The sequence below is a fragment of the Viridibacillus sp. FSL H8-0110 genome (assembly GCF_038003565.1).
GTDB classification, from domain to species: Bacteria; Bacillota; Bacilli; order Bacillales_A; family Planococcaceae; genus Viridibacillus; species Viridibacillus arenosi.
This window is the reverse complement of record NZ_JBBOPJ010000001.1, coordinates 1635030-1661299: the sequence shown is the minus strand read 5'-3', so window position 1 is coordinate 1661299 and position 26270 is coordinate 1635030. Positions and strand designations below refer to the sequence as shown.

The following is a 26270-nucleotide window of genomic DNA, read 5'->3' as shown; positions in this document are numbered from 1 at the left end:
ATCCCCCGTTAGTTTAAGCACATTTCTTCACAATCTCTACAGTAATATTAACATAAATACCCAATAAAAAATCTCCTTCCTGTTGATTCTCATAAATCATTGATAGAAATAAAACTGATATTCCCATCACCTGTATTCACTTCAGCAAATTTAGCTTGAACAAATGCATTGATAACTGCTGCTGCAGGATCTATCCGCTCACGTGATTTCTTTTTAGACAGTTTAATATTTTCATTGCCATCCATTTCAGCTATCGCATTCCCGAAAGCCCAGGATAATACTTTGTCACCAACATGAGTCACATCGCCTTGATAGACAGCCTCACGAAAATCTTTTGTTGGCTCTGATAATGTTCCATAACCTTGTCTGATTTCGACACATACAAACCCCTTTTCAGTCATGTTTTGTGCAAACTGAGTAGCCCCCCATGGATCATAGCAAAGCATTATCGGATTCCAACCATTTGCTTCTATTTCATTAACAATCCAATTTTCTACAAATGAATAATCTACTACAGCTCCTGGTGTCACATCTAACCAACCTTTTTCAATCCAGTGATCATAAGGCACTTTATCCTTTACACGCCGTTCTGCTAAAGCCTCTTCAGGCATAAATGAATGTTGTTCAACATGGAAGCCGTAATCTGTTGGGAATACAAAGCCTGCTGAGGTTAAGTCAATCTTCTTTGATAAATCGACTCCAATATAAACATCAAATCCTGAAGTATCCATTTCAGCGACTTCACATGCCTTCCATTTTGCAGATGACATATAGCCACCTTCCTTCATATCCACCCATATGTTCATTGTCTTGGTCATGAAAGAACGCATTTTTTCTGGCACATCTAAAGCCACTTTTAAATCTGAACGAATTGATTCTAAGCCTTCTGGATATGTAGCAACAATAGGGTTTGCTTTAATCCAGTTTGATTCATCTTTTATGTCGTCACCTTCATCAAGTTCACAGATGATAGCGAAATAATCATCATTTTCAATATCATCGTTTGGATCTAATATTCGACTGACATATTCATATTCAACGAAACATGGTCGACTCAAATCAAACCCTGCAGTTGTAATAACAACCATCAGTGGTTCTTTACGAGCGACCATCCCAGACTGCAATACATCGTAAATTTCAGATGTTTGATGAGCATGATATTCATCCACAATTCCTACAGATGGGTTTTTCCCATCACCAGTCTTTCGAGTTTCGCGAGATAGTGGGACAATAACGGATCTATTTTTAAAAACCTCAATTTTTCCATAGGCCTCTTTCCATTTGCCATCAAGTAACTTTGATGATGCAATTCCATCTCGAACAGCTTCATACACCTCATCGGATTGATCTTTTTGCCATCCAGCTATATATGCTCTTTGTTTCTCTTCACCCAAAAACGTGATGTAAGAAGCAATGATTGCTAGGAATTGAGACTTTGCATTTTTACGGGCCAATTGAATGTAGACCTTACGGAAACGACGTGCTCCGTTTGATTTCTTCTTGAAACAGAAAATATTGACGCTGATGAACAATTGAAAATCAGTTAACTCTACAGGTTGTTCAGCGAGCACACCTTCCACATGATGAAATTCGAGTGCCCAATAATAAAAATCTTCGCCTTCCTCTTCTTCAAAGTAAAAAGGACTGTCTTCACATTGACAATCCTTGTAGTCTTTCAGAAATCGCTCGACAGCCCATATATGTTTTTTACTCGCTTTAATACGACCTTCTAAAATGTCATCGCAATATGCAAATACTCTTTCTAATACATTCATAGGCGATTACCAAATCTTTTTTCAGCATTTGTTTTTTCTCCCACAGTTGATGGTGCAGGGATAATTAATTTCAAACGCGAGGTGATAGTAAGGCCCAAATCACTCGCTGCAGTTCTACATTCAGTGAACAATGTATTTTTAGTTCGTATCAATTTCGGATAATCATCATTAGCAATTGTTATGGATTTACCTGTTTCTGTTTTAACCACTTCAGTTGCTTTTATCTTTTTCATATCCTTAATTAGCTGTAAATATTGATGTTTTGAGTCCAAATATCGTGCTAAAGAGTCCACATCTAAGTTGCTAAAGATATTAAGTTTCATTAATTCTTCTGCTATTTCGTTAAACTCTTTCTTTTGTGCAGCCGTTAAATATGACGGTGGTTTCACCTTATCAATATCCCCACGCATTGCGGTTTCGTGGGCTTCACGCTTTTTAATTTCTTCTTTTGTTAAATGCTTCGATGCACCTTTTCCTTGGATCACTTGCAAAGGTTGTTTGTTTCGTCCAGCCATCACTATCACCTCCTTCTGAAAAAAATCTTAAAAACGGGTTTTTCTGCGATGAAAACTCCCATGCGGTTAAATTGTGTTTGTTTTTCACACAATTAAAGTAGGGGGGATATCACTTTTATCTGAAAAAATGTAAAAATAACTATCCAATAAAATAAAATAAAAATATATTAAATTATTTTTTATCTTCTGCTGTCTTCTTGTTATGGCAAGCCTTGCACAGATACTGTAGGTTATCTAAGTCTAATCGCTTCAACCAATTAACCTTTATCGGAATGATATGGTCAACAATGTAACCAGGAACTAACCTATGGTCCTTGAAGCAAGATACACACATACCGTGGCTTTCGAGTATTGCTAACTGTCTAGCTTTACGCCATGCGGTTGAATGATAGAAAGAGTTAGAACGTTTATCTCGATGATGTTTATCATAGTAACGGTTATCGTTCGTTGTCTCTGTTGTGTGAGCTTCACAGTATCGTGTAGTTGTTAGCTGTCCACAGTTAGGTTTGTTACATGGCTTGAGTGGTTTACTTGTCATGTGTCTCCGCCTGTATACGTAGTAACTGCATAGCTTGCTTGATGGACTGGTGTAGTTCATTAGCCTGCCTAGCCTTAATAGCTGTAGGTCTATGTGACTGCTTACGTTGAACCTTTCTTAACTCAGCTTGCATGGCTCTGATATGGACATCGGTGTAATAGCATGTGTATGTATGACCACATGATGGACAGTTAAAGTAAGTATGTTCGATGTCTTTGTTGATGCCTTCCACAGATTGAGGATTAGTTATTAGATTCTGATTTAGAATTACAGATTCCTTTTTGATATCTGAAAGTTCAAATGGGAAATTACATTGATTACACGAAACAAGAATTGATTTTCGAGATTGAGAATCCTTATTTAAAACTGTCATTTGAAATCTCCTTTCTACGATTCATAATTGAATTTATACATCCACACAGCCACACGATACTAACAGTCCTGATTAACCATTGAGGTGTTTAATGACTTGTATCATGTGCCTGTATTGAGGCATAAGAAAAAGTCACATCAAAACAATGTGACTTTAGAATTTATATCAGATTATCTATTTGTTTTTGAACATCATTAATATGTTCTTTTAAATATTTGTCAAATGATATAAAAATTCCTTTCCTTTCTACTACTGCCTTTGTTAATTCTTCTAAGTTAACCTTTTTATATTCTTCAGGTATATTATTAAATCCGATAATATCAATATACATATTAGTCAAAGCTCTACTAAAACGTAAATAGTCAATATCATAACCTTCTAGTAACAAATCATCGTTTATAGCATCAACTTTACTAACTATCCATTTCAAATCATATTCCCGAAATTTTAGTCTTGACATTGATACATCAGAATACGGCTTAGAAAGTTCATTTTTAAAATTCTCAATGAAAGCAATAGCATCACTATTCAACAGCTCTAGTTTTTTTAAGACTTTCAATATTTTCTCTGTTTTTCGCTTTTCTTCTTTTGTCTTTTCGTTTTGAAATTGTTTATTCATTTGATGAGTGGCAACAAAATAAGCACCGAAAGCACCGGAAACTCCACCAATCATACCTAAGATGCCACTTATAATTGCGGCTTTATCATCACTTTCAATTCCGAATACTTGCATTAACATTGCGTATAAAGCTATACAGAATACTACTATAATAGCTAATAAGATTGGTATTAATGATTTATTAAGCAATTAATCTCCCTCCACACTAATCATAGTGCGAAAGAATATCTATGTCTTTAATACAAATTTGATATTCATAATAAAAAGCCACACGGTTAGGTGTGACTCTTTTACTTTTTGATTATTTTATTACAATATTGGGGCATCAATTGATGGATATGTAATATACCAAGGTGTATGGGTTGTAATTCTTTTTAAATAGCTACATAAGATTTTATCCGTTTCTATTACATGTTGTTTAATTTCCTCAATATATAACTCGACTTCATTCACCGTCACATAATTTATAGATTTTACTCTATGTGCAATTTGCCCTCTATGGGTAACAATAGTATTTAAACTATTAGTTTTCCAATATTGCGATACGTTTACAAGACCCAGATATCTATTGAATAGTATATTGATGGGATCTTTCTTCGGCGTGTTTAACCTATCTGTTTCTGCAACTATTAATTCTCTATAAATATTTTTCCAACCTTCACCTGCAAGCTTAAAAGCAGCTAATTCATTTTTATCGTTCTTAACATAATTACTAATAGACTTTTTTACGGCATTCGGTAAATTTATTGGATTATCCAATTTTTCAATTAAGATTTCAACGCTTTCAATAACCACTTCTTCAATATACAATTCCCATGATGCCACTAGTAAGAGTATCGTACTTCTTGTAATATGGTCCAGTGCACGTTTCCCTTTCCCTGTTCCTTTTACTGTTTCGTGATTATCTAACAGTCGTTCGATATCTTTTAAATTATAATTATTAAAGGTCTTATAAGCTGTCGACGGCATTTACTTCACTCCTCTTGCTTCAAGCATACATTGGACGGACATCCATTGTATGTAATAAAATTCTGATATTCATAACAAAAGACCACCCAATCAAGAGTGGTCCAATAAAGGAGGTATTAAAAACCTGTAAACTATTCAATATGAGAGCATAAGAAAAAGCCACACAGGTTGGATGTACTTTGACATGTATTAGAGATAAAACTAACTTTTTTAATCTCATTTCTCCATTCTAAATCTGCACCTATTTTTTTAATACAGACAGAAGGTACAATTGAATTAATTTGATGTTTCTTAAGAACACCATAAATCCATGTATTATCAAAAAACTCCAAATAAGAAGATATATTTCTTTTAAAATAAACATAATATAAATATTAATTTTAAAGTTACTACCTTCAACAAAAATAGGTTCAATTAATACGAGATGTAAAAAACCCAGCATTAATAGAGACATATATATAATTACGTTATACACAAAAGAGGCTATCATTTTATCCATAAATAAATAAATCTCATTATCTGATATTTCACTAAATGCTTTTTTACCTGCATTTTCTCCAAATGAAGCTATCAATGCTAAAGAGGTTATAATAAAACCTATTTGAATTGCTATTACAGTAGAAATATTAGAATATATTTTTGAAATTCTAGAAACTAACGATTCACTTGAAAAATAAAAGTAAATTGCTATTATTATATAAGAAATCATAATAGGTAGTATGATTTCTATAACAGCTCGTTTCAGATCCATATCCTTTGAATAACCCTTCAAGGCCCTAAATCTATTATTCCGCTCTTTGGCTTTCCGTGATTTCTTCTTCGCTCTTTTCAGACTGATTGATTGAATTTGAGATTTCTTCGATTTTACTCCAAACATTAGTATCATCCTTTATTAGAAATGACTGATTAATTTTTCTATTTGCACTTAAAGGATTTTCATTTTCAACAATTTCTTCCATTCCTCTATGGATGTCGTCTAAAACACGAATACCATTTCCATTAATTTCAACCTCTATATCAAAATCTCGTGTAATAGTATCTGGATTAATTTTCTTCGTTGCACCAGATTTTGTAACCCCTTCAATTGCAAAAAAATCATATTTTTGAGCATTAATCATACCTTCAAAATATTTTTCAAATACTTTCACCATTCCTCTAGGTGACTTATTTTTAATTTTAATTTCTAAATCGTAATCTTCTATTTTATGCTCTTCCAATTCATCTTCTAATTTCTTTATAACATCAACTTCCCCTTTCGGTGTTTCAGATGTATTAATATATATTACGCCATTTTTTATAGATTTAAATTCACTTACCTTTTCAAAGAAATTAATTGGTGGCAGTGATGCAATAGTAAAAATCCTACTTTTATAAATAATAACCTTTTCAGATTTATTTTTAGTATTAAACTCATCAACATAAGGATATATAAGATTTCTATGTTTATAAAAAAATGACTTGAGTAACGGTCTCGTAAATACATGGTTTTGTTTATCTTCTTCTACAAGAAGTAACCCAGTGATTTTATGTAGTGTAAATTGAATTTCATTTTTAACACCCTCAAAAGATTCAATCTTGTTCATTTCCTCTTGTGTTTCAACATTAATTGTCTTTTTACTTACACCATGTCTCGCTGTAGTAAATACTCCCTCCATTAAATTCACATTATTGCTGGACTGTTTATACTCAATTAAGTTTAATGTAACTTCATCATTTTTATATTTTCTTTTGTCTAAATCGATTAGTAAAATTGACTTGATAAAAAGATTCATCAATTCATGATTATAGTATCCAATTTTTAAATCATCGCTATCCATATAATGATTACAAATTTCGAATCCCCGAATTTTCATTCTTATTTTTTTACCTTTTTTTGTTTTCCTCACAATTTTCATTACCATATGTATCTCCTCCTAATTCAATAATATGACAAAAAGAAAATAATGTCAGTACATATTTTAATAGGAAACAAAAGACCACCTAATCAAGAGTGGCCCAATAAAGGAGGAAATCAAATGCCTACGATACCGAAATATCACACTACCATCGTATAACGGATTTACAATAGTTTCTATCGCTTCACCTTAACTTAATATAATGTTAAGTTAGATTGCATTTATTTTAGATGCTATCTCACTTACTGTTTCTCTTGCATCAATCCCAACGCCTCGGTCATTTCGATTTATACGTGTATATTTAATAAAACCACTTTATACCTATTTCATACTAAGAATGCAATAAGAAGTTATTCCAATTTTTTCTCCCTTAGTATTAGTTACTTCGATGAATGTTGAAGCCATTTTCCTCATCACCTTTTCTTCTACAGAGCTTTAAATGACTCCGCATTCGAATCCATTCACTACTTAAATTATTAATTGCTCAACTCTTGAACCTAACAGACTTAAGTTATCTGACATTACCCTTAATACATATTCTGTGGAACTGACACATACCTCACAATCGTAATCGTAGCAAGCGTTCTATGCATATCTTAAAAATGAATTACACACTCCCTTTTTTTGAAGAACTAAAATAGTCCAAAAAATTTATATCTTAAAATCACGCATTGCCTTGTCCATTTGATCTTGGTTAATACCTATATATTCAAGCGTTATTGATTCGTTAGAATGATTGAATATCTTCTGTAGTAAGGCTGGATTCTTGTACTGATTGTAGAAGTGATAACCAAATGTTTTACGTAATGTATGTGTACCAATATCCTCTAAACCTACATGCTCTGCAGCTCTACGTAATATTTTATATGCCATACTTCTTCCAATTGGTTTGTTTATGCCTTCTCGACTTTTAAAAAGATATTCATGGTCTTCCATCTCTTTTGTATACTCTTTAAACTCTCTACGTAATGCAGGTGTCATTTCTATACGTTTACGTTTTTGTGTCTTTTGTTCAACCAAATTAAAATAAGGTCGTTTTGCATCAATCACCCGTAATTCTAAAATGTCAGATATTCTTAGGCCACTATTAATACCTGTAACGAATATCATGTAATTTCTATAACTGCATTTACGAAGAAAGGATTTTATCTCCCTAATTAATTCTGGATCTCGAATAGGCTGTACAAAATTCACGCACTCTCCACCTCCTTGTAAACTACTACTCTCTTAGTTAGTGTTAGATTATTAAATGCCTTTATTGAAACATAAGAAAAAATCACATCGGTTGGATGTGACTTAAAATGTTAATTAATTATTTGATACCGAAATATCACACTACCATCGTAATTTGAATTTACAATAGTTTCTATCGCTTCATCTTGAGTTAATATAATGTTAAGTTATCTTATTGCTGATACCGTTCGAATTGTTTACTACATAATATCGTTTTCTACTGAGCATTCACAGACTCCGCATACACCATCATCTTTCCAATCTGAGCATGCTTGTTGTAAATATATCCTGATGTGTAACCTAACTCATAAGCAATGGTTTCAAGTGTTTTGCCCTCCACATACTTTTTATAGAGTATTTTATATTCAAGTCCACCAAACGTATTAATTAGCTTTTTCAGATTAAATAGATCATCCATCTTGTGAGCTAATTCCCATTCGATACTTTTAATGATTTCTTCAATCTGAGCACCTTTGGATTCTGGCGATAATTTATACTTTGCCAAATCACCTAGTATCCATCGATCTAACTCACGTTTATTCATCTCAAGATTAAATTCAAGATAGATAATTCCTTCTTCAAGTTTTTTATAATCCTTCAACCATTCATACATGCTCACTACCTGCCTTTCTTGTTTATCTATATCGAATTGTAGGCATATCGTTATTAGTGCATATTGTATACTTCATTGCTTTTAGTTTTCCATAATTCCTTCATTGAATAATCTTTCGATAAATATCAATGCCTCATCAGACGTTATAAAGGGTTCATCGTAAGATTCTGTTTTTACTTCGAAAAATCGATTGCTCTTATGAACTTCTGCTGAATGAGTAATTACACTTTCCCCTATTTTTAAACTTAGTATATTTCTTTTAATGATATCGATATCATTTATTTCTTGGAGTACTTGGAATACATTCATCTGTTGTATACCCATACCCTCACACCACCAATCTATCATACTCATCAATTAATTTTTGATTACCGTACTTTTCATATACACTACGGTATTCAGTCCTCGGTTCCTGGTCATTACTCCAAAAGCCATTCATTAGCGCATTCGCCTAATTCAACGAGTAAAGCCAAAATCTTTTTACTCAATCTATCCTCACCTGGTTGTACTGGATGTTGCTGATCAATATATAAATCAAGCTCTCTCTGAGCCTCAAATAATTTTGTTAGATTCATAGTTTATCCTCCTGTTTCGCCCTATATTTAAACTACGTATTTAACAATTTTTAATATGATTTCCAATCGCATCTGTGATACTATCATTGAATACATACTGAAAGGAACTAACCTATGATTAAATTAATACAGTTGGTCAGCTCTATACCGAGCTTGTAGGGCGTGCTGCGACATCCCTTGACGCGCCTTGCAAGCTTGGGTTTCTCAAGGGAGCTGATCAAAATGAAAAACCGTTCCAAAGCCTACACTCGCCATCAGCGAGAGAGAGTCATTCAAAGAAAATGGGCGATTCTAAAAGATGTTCTGCAACGAGAGAACGAGTACATGCCCGCTCGTGGTACATTAAGCAAAGGAAAAGTCCATTGTTCTTGTAGAATGTGCCGCTATGAGCAGTATCATGGCATTCCAAAAACCAAACATAAAGCACAATGGGAAGCAATGAAGAAGGAAATAGACGATTAAGTCTATTTCTTTTTTTACTTCGCTTTTTCTTTCTTTTGCGAACCTAAAATCAAAACAAGGTAGTCTGCTCATATTGCTCAATCTCAGGTCTTATCAAACTTGCCGACACGATAATGTCTGAGAAATGGATTTCCCAGTTAGAAACGATTTTCTTTATCACGCCTTGCTTCCACCTCACACCATCTAAAAACTCCATCACTTGACCTACTTTTAATCCAAAATCGTGAGCTTCGAACAATTTGCGATATTCAACGGCTACTTCGTTTCGTTCTGCCCATTTCCCCTTTTTACCTATCTCAATCATTTGTTTGCTGAGTTTTTGTAAGTTGTCCATGGTCTCACCTCACACTAACTGATTTGCTCCTGATATTCCTCATGCCATTCTCTGACCTTAAAGGATCCAGTGATGTAATAACTTTCGTTTATCAATTGCTTGATGTAATCATCTGTAACTGGCGTAACAATTGTTGCAAAGTCATTGAATTTCGATTTCATTTCAACGTACTGCGTATATTGCTTTGTTGGCTGTTGTTTACGATGATTCACCTTTGTACGTTTAACTCTCGCTGCAGGATTGTCGACTAAAATACCGTTTCTTTTCATGTTCATTGGTTAGCCTCCTTAAAATATTTGAATAAATTTCTGATTTGCAACACACGCTGAATGCTGTCAGAAAATCTTAAAACTAGACAGGGAGTGCAATTATGGGAATACTAACTGGAAACCCCCAAAAAGAACCTTTACATTATGGTGAAGTGTTCACTATATGGACGAGTCTTGCTGCAAATAATGGATTAATTGCTGGATATCAAACATTTTTTAATCACACTGGTGACAAAGATTTATCCAAGATCATTGAAGAATGTATTCAAATGATGAAAGAGGCAAATAAGCAATTAGAAAAGCTATTAAAAGTGAATGGCATCGCTCTTCCACCTGCGCCTCCTGAACGTCCAAATGCAAGAATTGAAGCCATTCCTGCTGGAGCAAGATTTAACGACCCAGAGATTAGTGCAGCACTTTCAATGGATACTGCTCAAGGATTGGTTGCATGCAGTCAAGCTATGGGAACATGTACTAGAGAAGACGTAGCTTTGATGTATGGACAATTCCATTTGGCCAAAGCTCAAATTGGTGCAAAACTATTACGACTTAATAAAGAAAAAGGTTGGCTTGTTCTTCCTCCATTACATGTAGACTATCCAGAAAGCTAATCTGATTTTATTCGGGCGATCTAATATAGATTGCCTTTTTTATTGTCACGCCACACACCCCTTCCCCTGCATATTCAACCGTCCAGCTACTTCAATGGCATAATCCGTTGCCTTATCTCTACAAAACCCTGTATGGCTCATGATTGTGCTTAGATGTGATTCGAATTGTTGTTCGAGTGCTACTGTATATCCGAAGCGTTTAATTGTTCCTACAATGATCGCTATGTGATTTACTGCTTTTTCGATTTCAGGCATCCAAATCCACTCCTTCTTTATGAACATTCGCTTTTTCCTTTGCCAGATCAGCAAATATTCTTTTAACTTCTTCAATAAGCTGTTCACGACTCATTTTCGTATAGCCTTTGACTTTTTTGTTTTTGCATGTGAAGCGTAATTGAGTTAAATTCCATGTATCAACTGATGGAATGTTTATTACAATCGTTTTCTCGCTCATTCTCCAATCCCTCCAATGTGTTTATGAGATCTATACGCAACTGCTGCAACTCCACCGCCATCTGTGAGTAGTCTTTTTTTAGTTGTTCAAGCATTTAGAAACCCACTTCCGATGGTCGTTTATCAATCGACTCTTTAAATACAATCGATTTAACACCGCGCATCATTCGTGACATTACCTTTCCGTCATACATTTGTTTTAGCTTTGCTGATGGTAAGTTCGTGGTAATGATGGTAGCTTTGTCCTGTCGGCTGTTCATCACTGACCGTAAAACTTTACTGGTGTATTCCGATGCTTTCTTTTTTGAATCAATATCACCTGTTTCAGCACCTAGATCATCAAGCACTAGGAAATCTACTTTTCCTAACAAATCAGTGAAATATGCTTGTGTGTAATGGCTCTCTTTGTTATCAAAACTATCGTGAATTAATTCGAGCATTCGAGCGATGTCTATGAATAAACATGAACGATCCTTTGCATCTGATTCATTTAGTTCCTCTAGGATAGACATTCCTAAATGTGATTTACCTACACCTGTGTTCAACCCTTGAATCCAAAGATTAAATATTTCACCGTTTCGGTAGCGATTAAAAAAGTCGATTGCTTCGTTCTTGTTGTTTTCTTCTTCGCTATTGGTAGGCTTGTAATCACTAAATCGGATAGCTCGTAACGTCTCATCTTGTAAGATAGATAGTTTTTTCAATGTGTTGTACTTTTTCAAACGTTCGGCATCTAAAGCTTTTTCAGCTTCCTGTTGCTCAACATTTTTAGTCATACCTTCGCAGTAACAAACAGGACAGCGTGAATTTAGATTGTCGTTATAATCGAATAAAAAATATGATTTATGTTTTTCACAACGTTTATTAAAATCCCAATTCAACATTTCCAACTTTGTTTGGAGTGTTTGGCTGATTGATTCCATGTTTACTACCTTCCTTTTCATTTAAGTAAGATTCGAACTTTGTACCAAACAATGTTTCTGGACGGAGGTACGTATTCATCTTCGAATCATTGAGCCAGGTTTTAACCTTCTTATCAATAACCACCTTGAAATCATCTAAAATAAAACCTTCTTTATAACGAGCACGTATAAGCTGATGTGTCTTCTTTGTCGTGTGTTTATATTTCGTTCCTGCTAGTTGATTCAAATAATCGATAATTGTATGGTATGGCGGAGGCTCATTGTCGTGTTTCACGACATTTTCTATCTCTGATGTATTCTCTGTAGTAGTCTCTGTGTATTCTCTGGTTATTGGTGTACCCATTTTGGGTAGCTGTGTGTACTCATCTTGGGTAGTTGTGTCATCCCTAATTGGGTAGTCGGACTGCTCATTTTGGGTAGATGGTCTACTCACTAAATTTTGGTAATTTATTGTGTACCATTTAGTACGATCAATCTTCATTTTGTTGAAATCTGAAGTAGAAATTAATAAATCTTTTTTTTCTAAACTATTGATTGCCCGTACTACAGTGTTTTTAGACCAGAATGGGAATTCATCTAGCCATTCATCATAGGTTTTATAAAACCATTTTTTCCCCTTATATTTGTGCCTAGAGATATGTAGCCAATAATGCACCTGTTGTAACACTATAGCTTCGTTTAAACCAATCTCTAAAGCTAATGAAGGTAGTACTTGGAGTGGTGGTTCGTTTATCAATAAATTTGTCATTTGAACCTCCCTTGGTTTAAAAATAGGATTGTCTGTGTTATATTTGGATTGAATATTTTTTTAACTTTTCCTCTATGCATGTTGCTGCATGCCTTGAGGATTTTTTTATGCCCATAATATGAGTACACTATTTAAGCCTCTAACGAAAATTGTGTTTGATCATTTGTTTTCTCAATTTGCATTTTTGTAGAGGTAGATGGCTCCCACAATGCAATAAATTTCATTGCCTCAGGAAACTGTTTCTTAGTAACATCACCATAACGAGGAATCATAAAGTGACTTTTTAAATCTCTCCAAAACTCTGAAAATACTTTTCGTTTCATAGATTCATAGGCAGGAACCAATCTTCCACCCAAACAATCTAAAACCTTACGCGTCCCTGCTGCTTTTAGAGTGAATTGTTGCTCACTTGTGATCCGCATTGTATCTTTTAACATTTGAACATCTTCTTTAATTCCAGAGATTTCTTTTTCATGTAGTAGTGCTGATTCTAACAATAGCTGCATGTTATTGACCGGTTTTCGAAGCTCTTTCTCCATTTCATCAAATTTTGACACGTATGCAGCTGTAAATAAGATTCCTCTTTCCCCGGTCATCTTGTTAGCAACCATGTCACAACCTTTACGTGTTAATAAATAACTTGGTCTTATTTCCTTTTTTGCATCCTCATATTCAGACGGAATAAAGAAATCTAACGAGCGCATTTTTGCGCTGGTTAAAACACCAACATAAGAGCGAATACTACGAAGGAGTTCTTTATGTTCTTTACCTGTCATTTTCGCAACATCACGGCTATCTGTAACTAATTCCCCTTCAAAACCAATAACTTTAATATCATTAATTTTTGTCATAATATTCCTCCTAAATACTGATTAGGGTGCAAACAATTGTTTAGTTTGTTGAGTGTTTCTATGGACAACATTGTCCATATGGCTTCATTCCAATTCCCCTATTTAATTAATTTGATCGCACGTTCTAATACATCTTTGTCTGTGCTGCTAACTAGTGCCTTTAATTTTTCAAGACCTTTTGTTACATCTTCACGTTCAACATTTGGTTGATACTTCTGAAGAACAATTTGATTACCATCCACGAATATTTCTAATGGCTCTTTCTCCTCAATTCCTAAACCTCTTCTTAACTCAACCGGAATAACAACACGACCTAATTCATCAACTTTACGAACGATACCTGTAGATTTCATTTTTGTAATCCTCCCCATCTAATTTGAGTTCTTTGATACGCCTTACATATTGCCCAATAACGCTCCCACCCAGACATGTTGCGCCAATCCCCATTGTGGACAATCAACAATTATCCCTCCTTGACGAGTTTGAATAGTTGCTCCATCGTAATCTTTAAATATTTTGATAGATTAAATGCCTCTTCTAAGGTGAATTGTCTGCGATTGTATTCTTTCAATTGGTATGATTTTTCACAGATTCCTAAAGCATTCGCGCATTGTGTCGGTCTAAGGTTTAAGCTTTTTCGGAATCGGTATAGTGCTGTTTTATGCATTGTTGTACTCTGCGTTTGTGTCGTCTAAGATAGTTAGAAGACCTTGGTGAACTGTTCCACCTGTACTTCTCAACCAACATTTATTACTGTCGTATTCCTTAATTGTGTGGGGTTCGTCTGCATAAGGTTGTGGTTGACTTGTAACAGTAACTTGTCCAACTGCTATATCTGGCTGTACTGCTTTCAAAAACCCTTCAGGAACTTCAATTTCGAGCGCTCTAGCTAATGCGATAGCTTGTCCAATGTGTTCGTTGAATACGTCATCTGGTGCGCATTTTGCTATTCCTTTTGAACGAACGATAGAACTTGTTAATCCTCTCATTAAGCAAACTACAGTACGTTTTTTTGCATTAGATATGAATTGTTCTTCCACAACATAGCCTTTATAACCAATACCGCGCTTAAGTTTTGAAAGTGGCTTTGGAAATGCTGGTTTTGTTTTTTGTGTATGTTCCTCCACAAACTCCTTAGCCTGCTTAATCAACAAAGCACGTTGTTCGTTAGGTTTTAGGACCTCTGGGAACGGTGGTTCATATTCCACAGGCTTGCAGTGACCGATTGGTTCGAATACGACTACTGTGGATGTTGTACGGTTATATACATCTTTATAAATCAAGACCTTTACATTGTCGATACATGTAACGACTAATTCTCCTTCAGTTTCAAATTTCATAGCAGGTCCATAAATCACGTTGTTATGAGTAGAGAAACTTCTACTATCTAAAAACTTTACATAATCCCCCTCACGAGCCTCACGTTCAACCTTCTTCAGCTTCAACCCTTTATGTTGGATTACGTTGTCACCATCAACCTCAGCCTTTTCTTGCGGTGCCACATAAAATGGATCTAATCGCTTCTTCAACTCGACCATTATATTTTCAACACTGCTGATTAACTCTGTGCTTTCTACATTTGTGAACATTCGATTTCCTCCTTTTGATTTTCACTTTTTATACAATTAATTAGGTAGATGAGTTTGCTTATCTTCATTGCTACTCTCATCACCTAAAGGCACTCCACATATTGTTAAATTGCTTAACTTTATGTCACGCCCATGTTTTCTCGACAGGATTTTTTCGACAATTGGCTTCAGTTTACGTACTTTTTCTTCCGTCATTTCAAAGCCTTCGAATCCTTCGAATCCCATTTCCTATCACCTCAATACAGCCTATGCCAGTTGTAAGGTTGTACATTTCTACTTTACAATCAAAATGTTTTCTAAATTCAAGCTTCCAAAACTTCATGATTCATGAAGTTAGTTGGTAAAAAAATTTCACTAATATCCATGTTTAATTTTTTTGCAATAATAAACATTTCGTTTAACTTGAATTGTGAATCACCATGTTCTTTATTGGCATATGTCCGCAAGTCAACTCCTATCAAGATCGCCATATCTTTCTGTGTTAATAAGTTAAATTTGCGATACTTGATTAAATTATATTGCATATTTTTCACCTCACTTTCTCTAAGTGATAACTTCATATTATATGAAATATTTGGTAGAGTCAACAAAAAACTTCATAAATCATGAAAATAATTGTACTAAACTTCATGAAATGTGATATACTATTTATTAGGAAGGAGATGATTTCATGAAACAAGAAAATAATGTAACAAAATATGTTGGTAAACAAATTAAAAAGTATAGAAAAATCGCTAAACTTACTCAAAAACAACTTGGTGAAAAAGTTGGTGTAAAACACAACACAATTTCCTCTTACGAAAGTGGAACTAACGAAGCTGAGCAAGATATTTTGTTTGCTATAGCTAAAGCCATTGGCGTTACAATTGACGATTTATTCCCACCTATTAATTCTCAACTAGATGAAATTCACATAGATAAGACAAATGAAAACAATAGTCATTTTTATAAAATTCCATTAGAGCGATCTGAAATTAGAGAATCAATTGATGAAGTTCCCACTTATGCGGTGAAGCTACCGATATATGGTTCAATAAGTTGTGGAAATGGTGTATTAGCTTACGAAGATGTTGAAGGATATGAAGATACTCCACAAAGTTGGGTAAAAGGAGGCACTCATTTTTATTTAAGAGCAAATGGTGACAGTATGAAAGGTTTACGAATTTATGACGGAGATCTACTGCTAATTAGAAAACAATCTAGTTTCGAAAATGGTGAAGTTATAGCTGTCCTGATTAATGGTGAGGCTTATCTAAAGAAAGTAACTATTTCTAATGAGACACTTGTGTTAGAAAGTGCAAATTCTGATTATCCACCAATTGCAGTACCATTGAATAACAATGACATTCGCATAATAGGTAAATTAAAAAAAGTAATTTTAAATTTTTGATTAACTTATATTCCAACGATTGTAATTATATAAGCAAGAGTAGCTAATATGCTGCTCTTTTCTTATACCTAGAAAGGTGAAAAAAATGAAGTCAGTTATTTATGTTAGAGTTTCCACAGAAGAGCAAGCTAAACACGGTTATTCTATCGCTGCACAATTAGAGAAATTAGAAGCCTATTGCGTTTCACAAGGATGGGAACTTGTGGGAGAACCATTTATTGATGATGGTTATTCAGCAAAAGATTTAAACAGACCCCATTTTCAAGAGATGATGAATGTTGTAAAAGCAGGTGGTATTGACGTTGTTTTAGTATATCGGTTAGATCGACTAACTCGCTCGGTATCTGATCTTTACGAAATTTTACAAGAACTTGATCAATACAACTGCAAGTTTAAATCTGCTACCGAAGTCTATGACACAACAAACGCAATGGGAAGACTGTTTATAACATTAGTCGCAGCTATTGCTCAATGGGAACGCGAGAACACCGCAGAACGTGTAAGAATGGGTATGGAGAAAAAAACAAAGTTAGGTGAATGGAAAGGTGGCACTCCACCGTACGGATACCGTGTAGTAGATGAAAAGTTAGTTATTTATGAAGATGAAGCGAAAGTTGTAAAAGAAGTATTTAAATTATCTAAAACACTCGGTTTTTTAACAATCGCCAAACAATTAACTTCTCGTGGTTTTCCTACACGTTACGGTGGTGAGTGGCATGTTGATTCTGTAAGAGGTATCGCAAATAATTGCGTAAATGCAGGTTACCTAACATTCAACGAAAGTAAAAAAGATTACAAAAAACCCCCAAGAGAACAAAAATTGTATGAAGGTAATCACGAACGAATAATATCTAGAGAAGAATTTTGGGGGTTGCAAGATATTTTGGATAAACGTAGAACATTTGGCGGGAAACGAGAAACAAGCAACTATTACTTTTCTTCTATTCTTAAATGTGCCCGCTGCGGACATTCTATAGCTGGACATAGATCCGGAAATAAAAAGACATATAGATGTTCAGGGAAAAAAACAGGAAAAAAATGTTCTAGCCACATCATCCTAGAGGATAATTTAGTTAAAACAGTATTCGCTCATTTCAGTCAGTTAACCGAACAATTTTTGACCGCTGATGGAGATTCCGAGTACCCTACAGAAAGATTAGCAACACTCAAAAGTGAATTATCAGCAGTCGAAAAGTTAATGCAAAAGAAGAAAACTATGTTTGAAAATGACGTTATTGATATTGATGAGCTTATTTCTTCCACATCAACTTTGCGTGATAAGGAAAAAGAAATTCGACGAGAATTAAACAGTATCAAACAAATCGATACAAGTAGCGATACACTTAAGTCCATAGTAGAAAATATGGATACGCTATGGTTACATGCCAATGATTACGAGCGTAAGGAATTAATGACAACTGTTTTCTCACAGCTTGTTATTGATACAAAAGACGAATATCGTAGTAGTAAGCAAGCTAGGGAAATCGTGATTGTATCAGCAAAATAATAATTTGTCTTTCATCGGTGGAAGTACACTTATCCCTTGGGCACTTATCCCCGCTGCAGCAATTTGTAATGTTAGTCCATTCGAACTTGCACGTAGAAATTTAGTGCCTGTTATTACTGGATTAGTCGTCACAACCATTGTGGCAATGTTTTTGATTTAATCCTGACGAACGGATGCCAGCCATTCATATTATTTAAGCGCTCGTAAATAATATAAATGGCTGGTATATTAATTTTGAGTGGCTATATTTATTTCTTTATTATCACTACCATAAATAACAATATTATATGGTTTTTGATTAATAGAGCTAGTGTCTCCTTGAGTTGTTATAAACATCTTAATAGCCTTCTCAATTTTTTGAGCTTCTTCTATAGCCGCCTCATCTGTAGGGTTAATAGACGTATTTATGAGAAAAGATGATGGTGGTTCAAATAAAGAATAACGAATATCTTTTATTTTCATTTCGTCTTTACCAATGAATTCAGTGTTTATTTTATTTATTATAGCTTGCCATTTAAGGGCAATTTCTTCTTCTTGAGCATCTATTGAATATGTTTTAATCAAATAGGGCTCGAAATTATTTTCCTTTACAATGCTTTGCACTATTTTTTTCATTACACCAGTTCTTGTTTCCTTATCTGATGCAACCAATATAATCATATTCTGAACATCATTATTATTAACAGATACCGATATCAGCTTATAATCTTGTAACCTTGCGTCATTCTTTATATTATTCTGTAATTGTTTTGCCATCAAATTGGTTTCTTGATAAATCATTGTATTCAGAGATACATTCTGAAGATCTTGAACAATTTTTAGTTTATAATCTGTAAGATCAAATGAGCTTAACAGTGAATTAACTTCCTTTTCTATCGCTTTTTCCACTTTCAAAGGATTTTGTTCTGATTTATCTATATTAATAACAATGTTTTTCTTAGGCGCAACTATCGAAACATTTTCGAATGGATAGTTTTTAGAAAGCAATCTTTCTGTTATTATTTTGACTATATCTTTATTTAAAAGTGTTGGTTCATATATTAAATTTAAGAAAGGTGTCTTGGCAAAAGCATTATTTATAGTTGGAGAAATAGATGCTGAACCAAATAGCAATACACCGGCTAGAACTGCTCCACTTATGTAAAATTTCATGGACTTTCTATTTTTCTTTCCATTAGTAGTGAACTCAATTTTTAACTTATTCTTATTTTGTATAAAAACGACCTCCCTCTTTAATAAAGTATTGAATTACTTAGATACTTCGTGCTCTATTTATACTAGCAAAAAATGAGTACGAGCTTTTGTAATATACAGTAGTTTATGTAGGAGTGCCTGTCCTTATCATAGAAATGTAAATTACAAAACATAACTACCTAATAAAAAAACTAGCCTATTAGCTAGTCAACTGGTTTCTATTTAAATAATCATTCTACTCAAAAAGATTTTCTTTACTCAAGACTTATCTTAGTGTTCTCTATCCAACAGTTTTCTACCTTCAACTTATTATATTTTCCTTTTAAACTAACCATTACTTTATACTCTTTGGCTTTTTCAAAAATTATTTCTTGAGAATGTTGTAATCTTATTTGTAGACTGTCCTCTTTTATCATAACAAAGTCAAAAACCTTCTTAATCAGTTCAAAATCATTGTTCGAAAAGTTACCACTAATCTTAATTCTATTGATACCCTCAATATTATTTTCTAACGCATTTGGCACCATGTATTTACCCATAAAATCTCTTATTTTTTGATTTATCATTTGTTGAAAACCAATTTGCAATGGAACTCCTTCAAAGAAGTTTAAATAACTATTTTGCCATGGTAGCGTTTTTGAGAATAGATTGAAAAGAAATTTTATTTTAATACTTTCTGGATTTGTAATAGATATCCCTTTACTTTGCATGTCTTCACATAATAAATCTATATCTGCTACATCAATCATTAAACAAATGAGCCCTCGCTCACCTTGGTTATAGGCATTGACCCATTCTTCTTTCCATCCTCCTCCATCTTCTCGCAATAGGTTAACCATTTCGAAATATTCTTTTCCTATCCAAATATTCGATACTTTAAAACCTTTCGTCCCCTTCCCTTTATTTGGATTGTAAGGTAAACCTATACTACGAATGGCAGTTACCTGTTCTCCTTCTTCCTGATATTTGCTATCTATATTAATAACTAAATGATCAATTTTCATCCAACATTCTCCTTTTCAAGAAAATTAATAAGCAGAAAATTATACACTCAAAATTAAATATTCAACATTGACTATATGATTATTTTTTTTAATCTCCAAAAAGGAGGAGCATTTATTCATCAAAAAGCTTTAAGATATCTTCAACTAATGTAATTTGCTGTTTGACAATTTTAATCATATTATTAGAAACCAATTGGATCATTGCAGGTAGTTCACCATCTAAATATTTTTCCTTAACTTCTAGACCAATTTCTAATGACTCTAACTCGTTAACTAATTTTTGTAATTGTTGCTCTAATGCTTCCCGTGATTTCTCAGTAGGTAATTTATCTATAAATGATAATCCAGAATATAGTGCTGTTGGATATGGTATTGAAGATGTTTTAATGGCTTTGAAAATCAAGTCTTGCAGATATGATTGACCTTTATCAGTTATTTTATATATTGCTTTTTGTCGCAAACCTGTTTGTTCCATTCGTTCTATTTCAATATATTTATCTTTTTCAAGTTTTTTTAGTGCATGATAAATTGATCCAACGAGTACACCTGACCATCGCTCCACATCATTTTCTTGTAGCATCATTTGAATATCATAACCAGACATAGGTCGGATATCTAACATACCTAAAACTAGTAATTGAGTCATAATAGACACCCCCAAAAATTTATACTCTACATTGAGTATTTTACATTTAGCGCATATATATGTCAATAAAAGTAAAACGTAAAAGTATTCAATACAAATACGACTGCTCATTATTTCCCCAATAAACAGTCGTATTTTTCAGTAATTATCTTTTTAGACTAAGAAGCTCTTACGCTCTTGCCAACATCCGTTCAAGCGCTTTGATTGCGTCTTTCGTCGTATCTTCATCAACCTGAATAACATTGATATCTTCACTATTGACAATGCTCTCTAAGCTCCAAAGTAAGTGTGGTAGATCAATACGATTCATAGTCAAACAAGGACACATGCTCGGATTGAGCGAAACGATTTGTTTGTTTGGGTGGTTTTGAATAAGTCGGTTAACAAGATTCATTTCCGTACCTATTGCCCATTTACTACCTGGCTTGGCATTCTCAATTGCGTCTATGATGTATTTTGTAGAGCCGTTATCATCCGCAAGTTCGACTACCTCTCGTGAACATTCTGGATGAACGATGATGCGTATTTCTGGATCGCATTCACGAAGATCGGCGATATTTTGGACTGTGAATTTTTCATGAACGGAACAATGTCCTTTCCATAAAATCACTTTGATGTCTTCAACTTCCCCTTCATACTCAAGCTTATCGTTTATCGGGTTCCAAACAGCCATTTGCTCAAGTGGAATGCCGATATCGTACGCTGTATTTCTACCGAGATGTTGGTCTGGTAAAAACAAAATACGCTCTTTTTGTGTAAATGCCCATTTTACCATTGAATTAGCATTTGATGACGTCACTGTTGCACCACCATTTTTTCCAACAAATGCTTTAATAGCTGCAGTTGAGTTGACATATGTAAGTGGTACGATTGTGTCACCAAGTATCTCAGTAAGTGCGTCCCATGCACGATCCGTCTGGAAAATGTTCGCCATATCGGCCATTGAACAGCCTGCACGCATGTCGGGTAAGTAAACTTTCTGATGGACATTCGTTAATATATCAGCCGTTTCTGCCATGAAATGCACACCACAAAAAACAATGTGCTCCGCTTGTTCATTAGCTGCACAAAGTTGTGCTAGTTGCAGGGAGTCTCCCGTTACATTTGCAAACTGTATTACTTCGTCTTTTTGATAATGATGCCCTGGTATGAAAAGTTTCTCCCCGAGCTTTAGTTTAATTGCTATAATGCGTGCTTCCATTTGCTCAGTCGTTAAATTCCGGTAAGTTTCTGGTAATGTTCCACTTTTTTTCTCTTCAAAATAGTGCATGATGGACATGTCGATTCCTCCATTATTTAGTGCTATTCTTAATGTTTGCGCTAATATCTAGCGCCTTTACAGAATGTGTTAAATAACCTAATGATATATAGTCTACACCCGATTCCGCATACGCTCGGATTGTGTCATTTGTAATCATCCCAGATGCTTCTGTAATGATTGTATTAGGTACAATTTGTCTCCATTCTGCAATGGTTTCAGGTTTACAATTATCAAACATGATAATGTCTACTTTCGAGGTAATCGCTTCTTGTAATTGCTCGAACGTTTCAATTTCGACTTCAATTTTAACCGTATGTCCTAGTGAAGCTTTTACAGTTTCAACTGCTTTCGTAATTGAGCCGGCAAAGGCAATGTGATTATCTTTTAACATGACTGCATCATATAATCCATTACGATGATTACAACCACCACCTGTACGAACAGCGTATTTATCCAACATACGTAATCCCGGCATCGTTTTCCTCGTATCACAAATTTTCGTTCCTGTTCCTCTAACTTTCTCCACAACCCGATTTGTTTCAGTCGCAATGGCACTCATTCTCTGAATTAAATTTAAAATGACACGTTCGCTTTTCAACAAACTATGTATAGGTCCTTTTGCCGTTGCAATGACAGTTCCTTTTCCAATTGAATGACCGTCTTCTACATAACAATTTACTGTCGAATTTTGATTTACAATACGTAACCCCTCTTCAATCACCTTTTTCCCACAAAAAATACCGTCCGTTTTTGCAACAATATCCAGTTCTCCAATCATCGTTTCAGGAAATAAAAATTCACTTGATAGATCACAATCTCCTATATCCTCAATATAAAATTGCTCAAGCATTGACTTCAACTTGATGGTATTCATTTTGTCGTTCCCTCATTTCGGTTCCTTTTTTTGATTGGACAATATGAATTTGTCCCCATCGTTCATCCTCAGAAGGATAATCTTCTCGATTGTGAGCTCCTCTGCTTTCTTTCCTCAGCTGTGCAGAAGTTGTTATCAATTTCGCAACTTGCAGCATAAACAATAGTTGTAAAGTTTCGTTACTATACTCATCCAATGACAAGTCATTTAATATCGATTCGTCATATTTACTTAACCAATCATGAAGTATTTTAAGTTCTGAACTAGTCCGAATAATCCCTGCATACGCCATCATTTTTGCACGCAGTTCTTCTTTGTCAGGTAACAGTGGTACATTAACCGTGGTACTATTCGAAGGATTATAAAAAGGGATTTCCATTTCTTTTTGAATCAATTGTTCATTCAAATGATTAGCTAACATTTTGCCATAATGCAATCCCTCCAACAAGGAATTACTTGCAAGTCGGTTGGCGCCATGAACACCTGTAGAAGCTGTTTCACCAATTGCATACAACCCGTCAACCGACGTTTGCCCTACCGAATTAACAACAATTCCTCCCATCAAAAAATGGCATCCCGGTGCAACCGGAATTCTTTTTTCCTTTAATGACACGCCATTAGACTGACACATTGCTGTAATTGTTGGGAATTGCTCTTCGAATCGATCAATCATCGATATGTCCAAATAGACTTCTTTTTTAGCCAGTCGCTGTTGAAATAGTTCTTTGGCGACGATATGTCTTGGGGCTAAGTCTTCCATAAGATGTTTACCAGCCATTATGGACTGTCCTGATTCCTCTATTAGACGGGCACCCTCTCCCCTTACTGCTTCAGAAATCAAACCCGCTGTTTTCCCTTTAAAATAGAGAAGTGTAGGATGAAATTGAATGAATTCCATATCTACAATATCTGCACCTGCTCGATAAGCTAAAGCAATTCCATCACCAGCTACTGAAGGATCATTTGATGTAATAGAAAATAATCCGCCAATGCCCCCCATAGCTAAAATTACTTGATGACCAAAATAAGATTCATTATGTCCATTTTCGTCCTTGGCTTTAATACCGATACACTTTTTCGTAGTAGGATGAATAATCAGTTCATAAACAAACCGATTTTCTACGATATCAATATCGGTCCTTAGTGTTGAATTAAGATGTTCCATTATGTATTTCCCAGTTGCATCACCGCCACAGTGGACAATCCTTTTCTGCCCATGAGCGCCTTCCATTCCTAAAGCTAATTGACCTTTGTCATCTTTATCAAAATCAAGTCCACTTTTTTTCAACTGTTCTATTAGTTTAGGGCCGTGTTCAACGAGATTATGTACTTCCTTTTCATTTTGAAATTCGCAACCTGCTTTAATCGTATCTTGAAAGTGAAATGCTGGTTTATCCCCTTCTCCTATAGCTGATGCGATGCCACCTTGTGCTCGATAAGAATTATTGGCTCTTTTTGTGGATTTTGTTATAACGAGTATACGAAATTGATCGCTTAGATGATTGGCTAGTTGCATGGCAGCGATTCCGCTACCGACAATGATGCAGTTGTACATCTTCAATTGTATCCTCTCCAAATCTTTTTATATCTTGATAGGTGTCTTGTCACCTATCTTTACACAAAAGAGAAACTATGGCAAGATGAAATTATTATGTAACTGGAGGGAAAGAACTTTGCATTATTTTGATTATGCGGCAACAACGCCATTACATCCGAGTGCGGCACATGTATACGGTGAACTTTCACAATTATGCTATGGCAATACGAGTAGCTTACATGAAGTAGGAACTGAAGCACAGAATATGCTGTCATTCTGTCGTGAGGAACTTGCAAAGATGCTTGGCGTTGATTCTGCAGGTGTATATTTCACTGCTGGGGGTACAGAAAGTAATTTACTTTCTATCATTTCACTTGCGAAAGCGAATCGGCATAAAGGGAATCATATCATTACGACTATGGGCGAACACCCATCTATTGATTCTGCTTTGGAGTATTTAAAAGAAGATGGATTCATCGTAACCACAATCCCCTTTACTAAGGAAGGTATTGTTAACCTAGAATTGTTCGAAAATGCATTAACTAGCGAAACAGTTCTAGCAAGTATCCAACATGTTAATCCTGAGATTGGTACGATACAGCCGCTAAATAAAATCGCTGAAATTTTAAAAGATCGCGCCATTCTACTACATAGTGATTGTGTTCAGTCGTTCGGGAAGATAGATTTAAAATCGATTGGGTCTATTGTCGATGGCTTAACAATTTCAAGTCATAAAGTGTATGGCCCTAAAGGTGTTGGCGCTACATATATTCACCCTCGTCATCGACTTGTTCCTGTTTTTCCTGGACTCGTACATGAATCAGGATTTAGAGGTGGTACCGTTAATGTCCCTGGCATCGCGGCATTTACCACTGCTGCTGACCATTTACTCAAAATAGAACATCAAGATAAATCATTCCGAGATGCATTTCTAAACAAAATTCAAAAGCATCATGAACTATTTACTATCTATCAATCATGTAATAGAGATTTACAATTTCAAAACATTATTGGGCTTGGGGTAAGAAATGTTGAAGGCCAACTAATCATGCTCGAATTAAATCGTCTTGGTTTTGCCATTTCAACTGGTAGCGCGTGCCAAGTCGGTAAACAACATACATCAAAAGCTATGATGGCACTACAAGTACCTTCACAACAAGCGAGAGAGTTCATCCGTATCTCTTTTGGACAAGATACAACTTTAGATAGTGTTAAAAAATTAGCTGATCGACTCATTGAAATTGCAATCAAAACACGGACACCAATTAAAGTAAACTAACTGCACTTGGAGGAATGAATATGAATGCAAACAAAAAAATGCTCGCAAGGAACGCCGTCAATTTATTGTTGACACATTGCGCTCATCCACCGAACCATTGACGGGAAGAGCACATGGAGGAATAACAAATGTGACTCGACAAGTGATTGTCAGTGATATTACATTACTCAAGGCAAAAAATGACCCATTATAGCGACAAGTCAAGGGAGGGTACATCTATTTGGATGTGAAGA

At 34.8% G+C, this 26270-nt stretch carries 36 protein-coding genes; 7 read left to right on the top strand and 29 right to left on the bottom strand.

Translation table 11 applies throughout. The features are described from left to right. Window positions 1-89 precede the first annotated feature (89 nt). The 12 genes from MHH98_RS08255 to MHH98_RS08200 form a co-directional block, all read right to left on the bottom strand. The gene (locus tag MHH98_RS08255; protein WP_340712479.1) at window positions 90-1775 is read right to left on the bottom strand and encodes a terminase large subunit; all 1686 of its coding nucleotides are present in this window, start codon (window positions 1773-1775) and stop codon (window positions 90-92) included. Beyond that, window positions 1772-2290, bottom strand: a complete 519-nt coding sequence (locus tag MHH98_RS08250) for a phage terminase small subunit P27 family (RefSeq protein ID WP_340712477.1) — start codon at window positions 2288-2290, stop codon at window positions 1772-1774. The genes MHH98_RS08255 and MHH98_RS08250 overlap by 4 nt, the downstream gene beginning before the upstream one ends. A 172-nt stretch (window positions 2291-2462) precedes the next feature. Next, the gene (locus MHH98_RS08245) at window positions 2463-2624 is read right to left on the bottom strand and encodes an HNH endonuclease signature motif containing protein (protein ID WP_340713528.1); all 162 of its coding nucleotides are present in this window, start codon (window positions 2622-2624) and stop codon (window positions 2463-2465) included. A gap of 193 nt (window positions 2625-2817) precedes the next feature. Further along, the gene (locus MHH98_RS08240; RefSeq protein ID WP_340712475.1) at window positions 2818-3201 is read right to left on the bottom strand and encodes a hypothetical protein; all 384 of its coding nucleotides are present in this window, start codon (window positions 3199-3201) and stop codon (window positions 2818-2820) included. 160 nt (window positions 3202-3361) lie between these two features. Further along, complete coding sequence (locus tag MHH98_RS08235; protein ID WP_340712473.1) at window positions 3362-4009, bottom strand: hypothetical protein; 648 nt, start codon at window positions 4007-4009, stop codon at window positions 3362-3364. 120 nt (window positions 4010-4129) lie between these two features. Continuing rightward, entirely contained in the window at window positions 4130-4789 is a 660-nt protein-coding gene (locus tag MHH98_RS08230) for a HEPN domain-containing protein (protein ID WP_340712471.1), read from the bottom strand. Window positions 4790-5030: 241 nt separating this feature from the next. Then, window positions 5031-5540 carry a hypothetical protein gene (locus tag MHH98_RS08225; RefSeq protein WP_340712469.1) on the bottom strand — a complete coding sequence of 170 codons (510 nt, stop codon included), beginning with the start codon at window positions 5538-5540 and terminating at the stop codon, window positions 5031-5033. A 34-nt stretch (window positions 5541-5574) separates the two neighbouring features. After that, window positions 5575-6690, bottom strand: a complete 1116-nt coding sequence (locus MHH98_RS08220; protein ID WP_340712467.1) for a hypothetical protein — start codon at window positions 6688-6690, stop codon at window positions 5575-5577. Window positions 6691-7335: 645 nt separating this feature from the next. Continuing rightward, complete coding sequence (locus tag MHH98_RS08215) at window positions 7336-7878, bottom strand: site-specific integrase (RefSeq protein ID WP_340712465.1); 543 nt, start codon at window positions 7876-7878, stop codon at window positions 7336-7338. A 256-nt stretch (window positions 7879-8134) separates the two neighbouring features. Then, entirely contained in the window at window positions 8135-8530 is a 396-nt protein-coding gene (locus MHH98_RS08210) for a hypothetical protein (RefSeq protein WP_340712463.1), read from the bottom strand. Window positions 8531-8611: 81 nt separating this feature from the next. Then, window positions 8612-8854, bottom strand: a complete 243-nt coding sequence (locus MHH98_RS08205; RefSeq protein WP_340712461.1) for a hypothetical protein — start codon at window positions 8852-8854, stop codon at window positions 8612-8614. Between the two features lie 95 nt (window positions 8855-8949). After that, window positions 8950-9105 (bottom strand): dUTP diphosphatase, encoded by a 156-nt coding sequence (locus MHH98_RS08200; RefSeq protein WP_340712460.1) that lies wholly within the window; start codon window positions 9103-9105, stop codon window positions 8950-8952. A gap of 222 nt (window positions 9106-9327) precedes the next feature. Here MHH98_RS08200 and MHH98_RS08195 point away from each other — a divergent pair, with 222 nt between their 5' ends. After that, window positions 9328-9567: a hypothetical protein gene (locus tag MHH98_RS08195; protein WP_340712458.1), complete on the top strand. Its 240-nt coding sequence runs from the start codon at window positions 9328-9330 to the stop codon at window positions 9565-9567. A gap of 49 nt (window positions 9568-9616) precedes the next feature. Here MHH98_RS08195 and MHH98_RS08190 read toward each other — a convergent pair whose 3' ends face one another. Both MHH98_RS08190 and MHH98_RS08185 read right to left on the bottom strand, forming a co-directional pair. Further along, on the bottom strand, window positions 9617-9901 hold the full coding sequence (locus MHH98_RS08190) for a hypothetical protein (protein WP_340712457.1): 285 nt from the start codon (window positions 9899-9901) through the stop codon (window positions 9617-9619). A gap of 14 nt (window positions 9902-9915) precedes the next feature. Next, window positions 9916-10176 carry a hypothetical protein gene (locus MHH98_RS08185; RefSeq protein WP_340712456.1) on the bottom strand — a complete coding sequence of 87 codons (261 nt, stop codon included), beginning with the start codon at window positions 10174-10176 and terminating at the stop codon, window positions 9916-9918. Between the two features lie 95 nt (window positions 10177-10271). Between MHH98_RS08185 and MHH98_RS08180 the strand changes: the two genes are divergently transcribed. Next, window positions 10272-10781: a DUF3231 family protein gene (locus MHH98_RS08180; protein ID WP_076065287.1), complete on the top strand. Its 510-nt coding sequence runs from the start codon at window positions 10272-10274 to the stop codon at window positions 10779-10781. 45 nt (window positions 10782-10826) lie between these two features. Here the strand turns inward: MHH98_RS08180 and MHH98_RS08175 are convergent, their stop codons facing one another. The 9 genes from MHH98_RS08175 to MHH98_RS08135 form a co-directional block, all read right to left on the bottom strand. After that, entirely contained in the window at window positions 10827-11036 is a 210-nt protein-coding gene (locus MHH98_RS08175) for a hypothetical protein (protein ID WP_340712454.1), read from the bottom strand. Then, a complete protein-coding gene (locus MHH98_RS08170) occupies window positions 11029-11235 on the bottom strand; it encodes a hypothetical protein (protein ID WP_340712452.1) in 207 nt (68 codons plus the stop codon). Before MHH98_RS08170 ends, MHH98_RS08175 begins: the two co-directional genes overlap by 8 nt. Before the next feature lie 94 nt (window positions 11236-11329). Then, entirely contained in the window at window positions 11330-12157 is an 828-nt protein-coding gene (locus tag MHH98_RS08165) for an ATP-binding protein (RefSeq protein WP_340712450.1), read from the bottom strand. Further along, complete coding sequence (locus tag MHH98_RS08160) at window positions 12099-12905, bottom strand: conserved phage C-terminal domain-containing protein (RefSeq protein WP_340712448.1); 807 nt, start codon at window positions 12903-12905, stop codon at window positions 12099-12101. Before MHH98_RS08160 ends, MHH98_RS08165 begins: the two co-directional genes overlap by 59 nt. 131 nt (window positions 12906-13036) lie before the next feature. Beyond that, window positions 13037-13756 carry an ORF6C domain-containing protein gene (locus MHH98_RS08155; protein WP_340712447.1) on the bottom strand — a complete coding sequence of 240 codons (720 nt, stop codon included), beginning with the start codon at window positions 13754-13756 and terminating at the stop codon, window positions 13037-13039. Window positions 13757-13854: 98 nt separating this feature from the next. Then, on the bottom strand, window positions 13855-14109 hold the full coding sequence (locus tag MHH98_RS08150; protein ID WP_340712444.1) for an AbrB/MazE/SpoVT family DNA-binding domain-containing protein: 255 nt from the start codon (window positions 14107-14109) through the stop codon (window positions 13855-13857). Window positions 14110-14415: 306 nt separating this feature from the next. Next, complete coding sequence (locus MHH98_RS08145) at window positions 14416-15345, bottom strand: hypothetical protein (protein ID WP_340712443.1); 930 nt, start codon at window positions 15343-15345, stop codon at window positions 14416-14418. A gap of 36 nt (window positions 15346-15381) precedes the next feature. Continuing rightward, complete coding sequence (locus tag MHH98_RS08140; protein WP_340712442.1) at window positions 15382-15570, bottom strand: hypothetical protein; 189 nt, start codon at window positions 15568-15570, stop codon at window positions 15382-15384. 77 nt (window positions 15571-15647) lie between these two features. Next, entirely contained in the window at window positions 15648-15869 is a 222-nt protein-coding gene (locus MHH98_RS08135; protein WP_340712440.1) for a helix-turn-helix transcriptional regulator, read from the bottom strand. A gap of 146 nt (window positions 15870-16015) precedes the next feature. Between MHH98_RS08135 and MHH98_RS08130 the strand changes: the two genes are divergently transcribed. The 3 genes from MHH98_RS08130 to MHH98_RS08120 all read left to right on the top strand — a co-directional run bounded on the left by MHH98_RS08130 (window position 16016) and on the right by MHH98_RS08120 (window position 18402). Continuing rightward, complete coding sequence (locus MHH98_RS08130; protein WP_340712439.1) at window positions 16016-16735, top strand: helix-turn-helix domain-containing protein; 720 nt, start codon at window positions 16016-16018, stop codon at window positions 16733-16735. Between the two features lie 85 nt (window positions 16736-16820). Continuing rightward, a complete protein-coding gene (locus MHH98_RS08125) occupies window positions 16821-18242 on the top strand; it encodes a recombinase family protein (RefSeq protein ID WP_340712438.1) in 1422 nt (473 codons plus the stop codon). Then, on the top strand, window positions 18226-18402 hold the full coding sequence (locus MHH98_RS08120; protein ID WP_340713562.1) for a hypothetical protein: 177 nt from the start codon (window positions 18226-18228) through the stop codon (window positions 18400-18402). The genes MHH98_RS08125 and MHH98_RS08120 overlap by 17 nt, the downstream gene beginning before the upstream one ends. A 68-nt stretch (window positions 18403-18470) precedes the next feature. On the opposite strand, the gene MHH98_RS08115 is transcribed toward MHH98_RS08120, so the two are convergent. The 6 genes from MHH98_RS08115 to nadB form a co-directional block, all read right to left on the bottom strand. Further along, window positions 18471-19394, bottom strand: a complete 924-nt coding sequence (locus MHH98_RS08115) for a DUF4030 domain-containing protein (protein ID WP_340712435.1) — start codon at window positions 19392-19394, stop codon at window positions 18471-18473. A 296-nt stretch (window positions 19395-19690) separates the two neighbouring features. Continuing rightward, window positions 19691-20440: a hypothetical protein gene (locus MHH98_RS08110; protein WP_340712433.1), complete on the bottom strand. Its 750-nt coding sequence runs from the start codon at window positions 20438-20440 to the stop codon at window positions 19691-19693. A 112-nt stretch (window positions 20441-20552) separates the two neighbouring features. Beyond that, the gene (locus tag MHH98_RS08105; RefSeq protein WP_038185554.1) at window positions 20553-21086 is read right to left on the bottom strand and encodes a PadR family transcriptional regulator; all 534 of its coding nucleotides are present in this window, start codon (window positions 21084-21086) and stop codon (window positions 20553-20555) included. Between the two features lie 169 nt (window positions 21087-21255). Continuing rightward, entirely contained in the window at window positions 21256-22365 is a 1110-nt protein-coding gene (gene nadA / locus MHH98_RS08100; RefSeq protein ID WP_340712431.1) for a quinolinate synthase NadA, read from the bottom strand. A 13-nt stretch (window positions 22366-22378) separates the two neighbouring features. Beyond that, on the bottom strand, window positions 22379-23221 hold the full coding sequence (gene nadC, locus MHH98_RS08095; protein WP_076065891.1) for a carboxylating nicotinate-nucleotide diphosphorylase: 843 nt from the start codon (window positions 23219-23221) through the stop codon (window positions 22379-22381). Beyond that, window positions 23190-24776 carry an L-aspartate oxidase gene (gene nadB, locus MHH98_RS08090; protein WP_081730097.1) on the bottom strand — a complete coding sequence of 529 codons (1587 nt, stop codon included), beginning with the start codon at window positions 24774-24776 and terminating at the stop codon, window positions 23190-23192. The genes nadC and nadB overlap by 32 nt, the downstream gene beginning before the upstream one ends. A 118-nt stretch (window positions 24777-24894) precedes the next feature. Here nadB and MHH98_RS08085 point away from each other — a divergent pair, with 118 nt between their 5' ends. Both MHH98_RS08085 and MHH98_RS08080 read left to right on the top strand, forming a co-directional pair. Beyond that, on the top strand, window positions 24895-26037 hold the full coding sequence (locus MHH98_RS08085) for an IscS subfamily cysteine desulfurase (RefSeq protein WP_340708878.1): 1143 nt from the start codon (window positions 24895-24897) through the stop codon (window positions 26035-26037). 76 nt (window positions 26038-26113) lie between these two features. Then, window positions 26114-26230, top strand: a complete 117-nt coding sequence (locus tag MHH98_RS08080; protein ID WP_340710943.1) for a hypothetical protein — start codon at window positions 26114-26116, stop codon at window positions 26228-26230. Window positions 26231-26270: the final 40 nt, after the last annotated feature.

Bases quoted from the DNA above. Each gene is read 5' to 3' on its own strand.
- MHH98_RS08255 (WP_340712479.1), bottom strand. From the start codon at position 1,775: ATGAATGTATTAGAAAGAGTATTTGCATATTGCGATGACATTTTAGAA.
- MHH98_RS08250 (WP_340712477.1), bottom strand. From the start codon at position 2,290: ATGGCTGGACGAAACAAACAACCTTTGCAAGTGATCCAAGGAAAAGGT.
- MHH98_RS08245 (WP_340713528.1), bottom strand. From the start codon at position 2,624: ATGTGTGTATCTTGCTTCAAGGACCATAGGTTAGTTCCTGGTTACATT.
- MHH98_RS08240 (WP_340712475.1), bottom strand. From the start codon at position 3,201: ATGACAGTTTTAAATAAGGATTCTCAATCTCGAAAATCAATTCTTGTT.
- MHH98_RS08230 (WP_340712471.1), bottom strand. From the start codon at position 4,789: ATGCCGTCGACAGCTTATAAGACCTTTAATAATTATAATTTAAAAGAT.
- MHH98_RS08225 (WP_340712469.1), bottom strand. From the start codon at position 5,540: ATGGATCTGAAACGAGCTGTTATAGAAATCATACTACCTATTATGATT.
- MHH98_RS08220 (WP_340712467.1), bottom strand. From the start codon at position 6,690: ATGGTAATGAAAATTGTGAGGAAAACAAAAAAAGGTAAAAAAATAAGA.
- MHH98_RS08210 (WP_340712463.1), bottom strand. From the start codon at position 8,530: ATGTATGAATGGTTGAAGGATTATAAAAAACTTGAAGAAGGAATTATC.
- MHH98_RS08205 (WP_340712461.1), bottom strand. From the start codon at position 8,854: ATGGGTATACAACAGATGAATGTATTCCAAGTACTCCAAGAAATAAAT.
- MHH98_RS08200 (WP_340712460.1), bottom strand. From the start codon at position 9,105: ATGAATCTAACAAAATTATTTGAGGCTCAGAGAGAGCTTGATTTATAT.
- MHH98_RS08195 (WP_340712458.1), top strand. From the start codon at position 9,328: ATGAAAAACCGTTCCAAAGCCTACACTCGCCATCAGCGAGAGAGAGTC.
- MHH98_RS08190 (WP_340712457.1), bottom strand. From the start codon at position 9,901: ATGGACAACTTACAAAAACTCAGCAAACAAATGATTGAGATAGGTAAA.
- MHH98_RS08185 (WP_340712456.1), bottom strand. From the start codon at position 10,176: ATGAACATGAAAAGAAACGGTATTTTAGTCGACAATCCTGCAGCGAGA.
- MHH98_RS08180 (WP_076065287.1), top strand. From the start codon at position 10,272: ATGGGAATACTAACTGGAAACCCCCAAAAAGAACCTTTACATTATGGT.
- MHH98_RS08175 (WP_340712454.1), bottom strand. From the start codon at position 11,036: ATGCCTGAAATCGAAAAAGCAGTAAATCACATAGCGATCATTGTAGGA.
- MHH98_RS08170 (WP_340712452.1), bottom strand. From the start codon at position 11,235: ATGAGCGAGAAAACGATTGTAATAAACATTCCATCAGTTGATACATGG.
- MHH98_RS08165 (WP_340712450.1), bottom strand. From the start codon at position 12,157: ATGGAATCAATCAGCCAAACACTCCAAACAAAGTTGGAAATGTTGAAT.
- MHH98_RS08160 (WP_340712448.1), bottom strand. From the start codon at position 12,905: ATGACAAATTTATTGATAAACGAACCACCACTCCAAGTACTACCTTCA.
- MHH98_RS08155 (WP_340712447.1), bottom strand. From the start codon at position 13,756: ATGACAAAAATTAATGATATTAAAGTTATTGGTTTTGAAGGGGAATTA.
- MHH98_RS08150 (WP_340712444.1), bottom strand. From the start codon at position 14,109: ATGAAATCTACAGGTATCGTTCGTAAAGTTGATGAATTAGGTCGTGTT.
- MHH98_RS08145 (WP_340712443.1), bottom strand. From the start codon at position 15,345: ATGTTCACAAATGTAGAAAGCACAGAGTTAATCAGCAGTGTTGAAAAT.
- MHH98_RS08140 (WP_340712442.1), bottom strand. From the start codon at position 15,570: ATGGGATTCGAAGGATTCGAAGGCTTTGAAATGACGGAAGAAAAAGTA.
- MHH98_RS08135 (WP_340712440.1), bottom strand. From the start codon at position 15,869: ATGCAATATAATTTAATCAAGTATCGCAAATTTAACTTATTAACACAG.
- MHH98_RS08130 (WP_340712439.1), top strand. From the start codon at position 16,016: ATGAAACAAGAAAATAATGTAACAAAATATGTTGGTAAACAAATTAAA.
- MHH98_RS08125 (WP_340712438.1), top strand. From the start codon at position 16,821: ATGAAGTCAGTTATTTATGTTAGAGTTTCCACAGAAGAGCAAGCTAAA.
- MHH98_RS08115 (WP_340712435.1), bottom strand. From the start codon at position 19,394: ATGAAATTTTACATAAGTGGAGCAGTTCTAGCCGGTGTATTGCTATTT.
- MHH98_RS08110 (WP_340712433.1), bottom strand. From the start codon at position 20,440: ATGAAAATTGATCATTTAGTTATTAATATAGATAGCAAATATCAGGAA.
- MHH98_RS08105 (WP_038185554.1), bottom strand. From the start codon at position 21,086: ATGACTCAATTACTAGTTTTAGGTATGTTAGATATCCGACCTATGTCT.
- nadA (WP_340712431.1), bottom strand. From the start codon at position 22,365: ATGTCCATCATGCACTATTTTGAAGAGAAAAAAAGTGGAACATTACCA.
- nadC (WP_076065891.1), bottom strand. From the start codon at position 23,221: ATGAATACCATCAAGTTGAAGTCAATGCTTGAGCAATTTTATATTGAG.
- nadB (WP_081730097.1), bottom strand. From the start codon at position 24,776: ATGTACAACTGCATCATTGTCGGTAGCGGAATCGCTGCCATGCAACTA.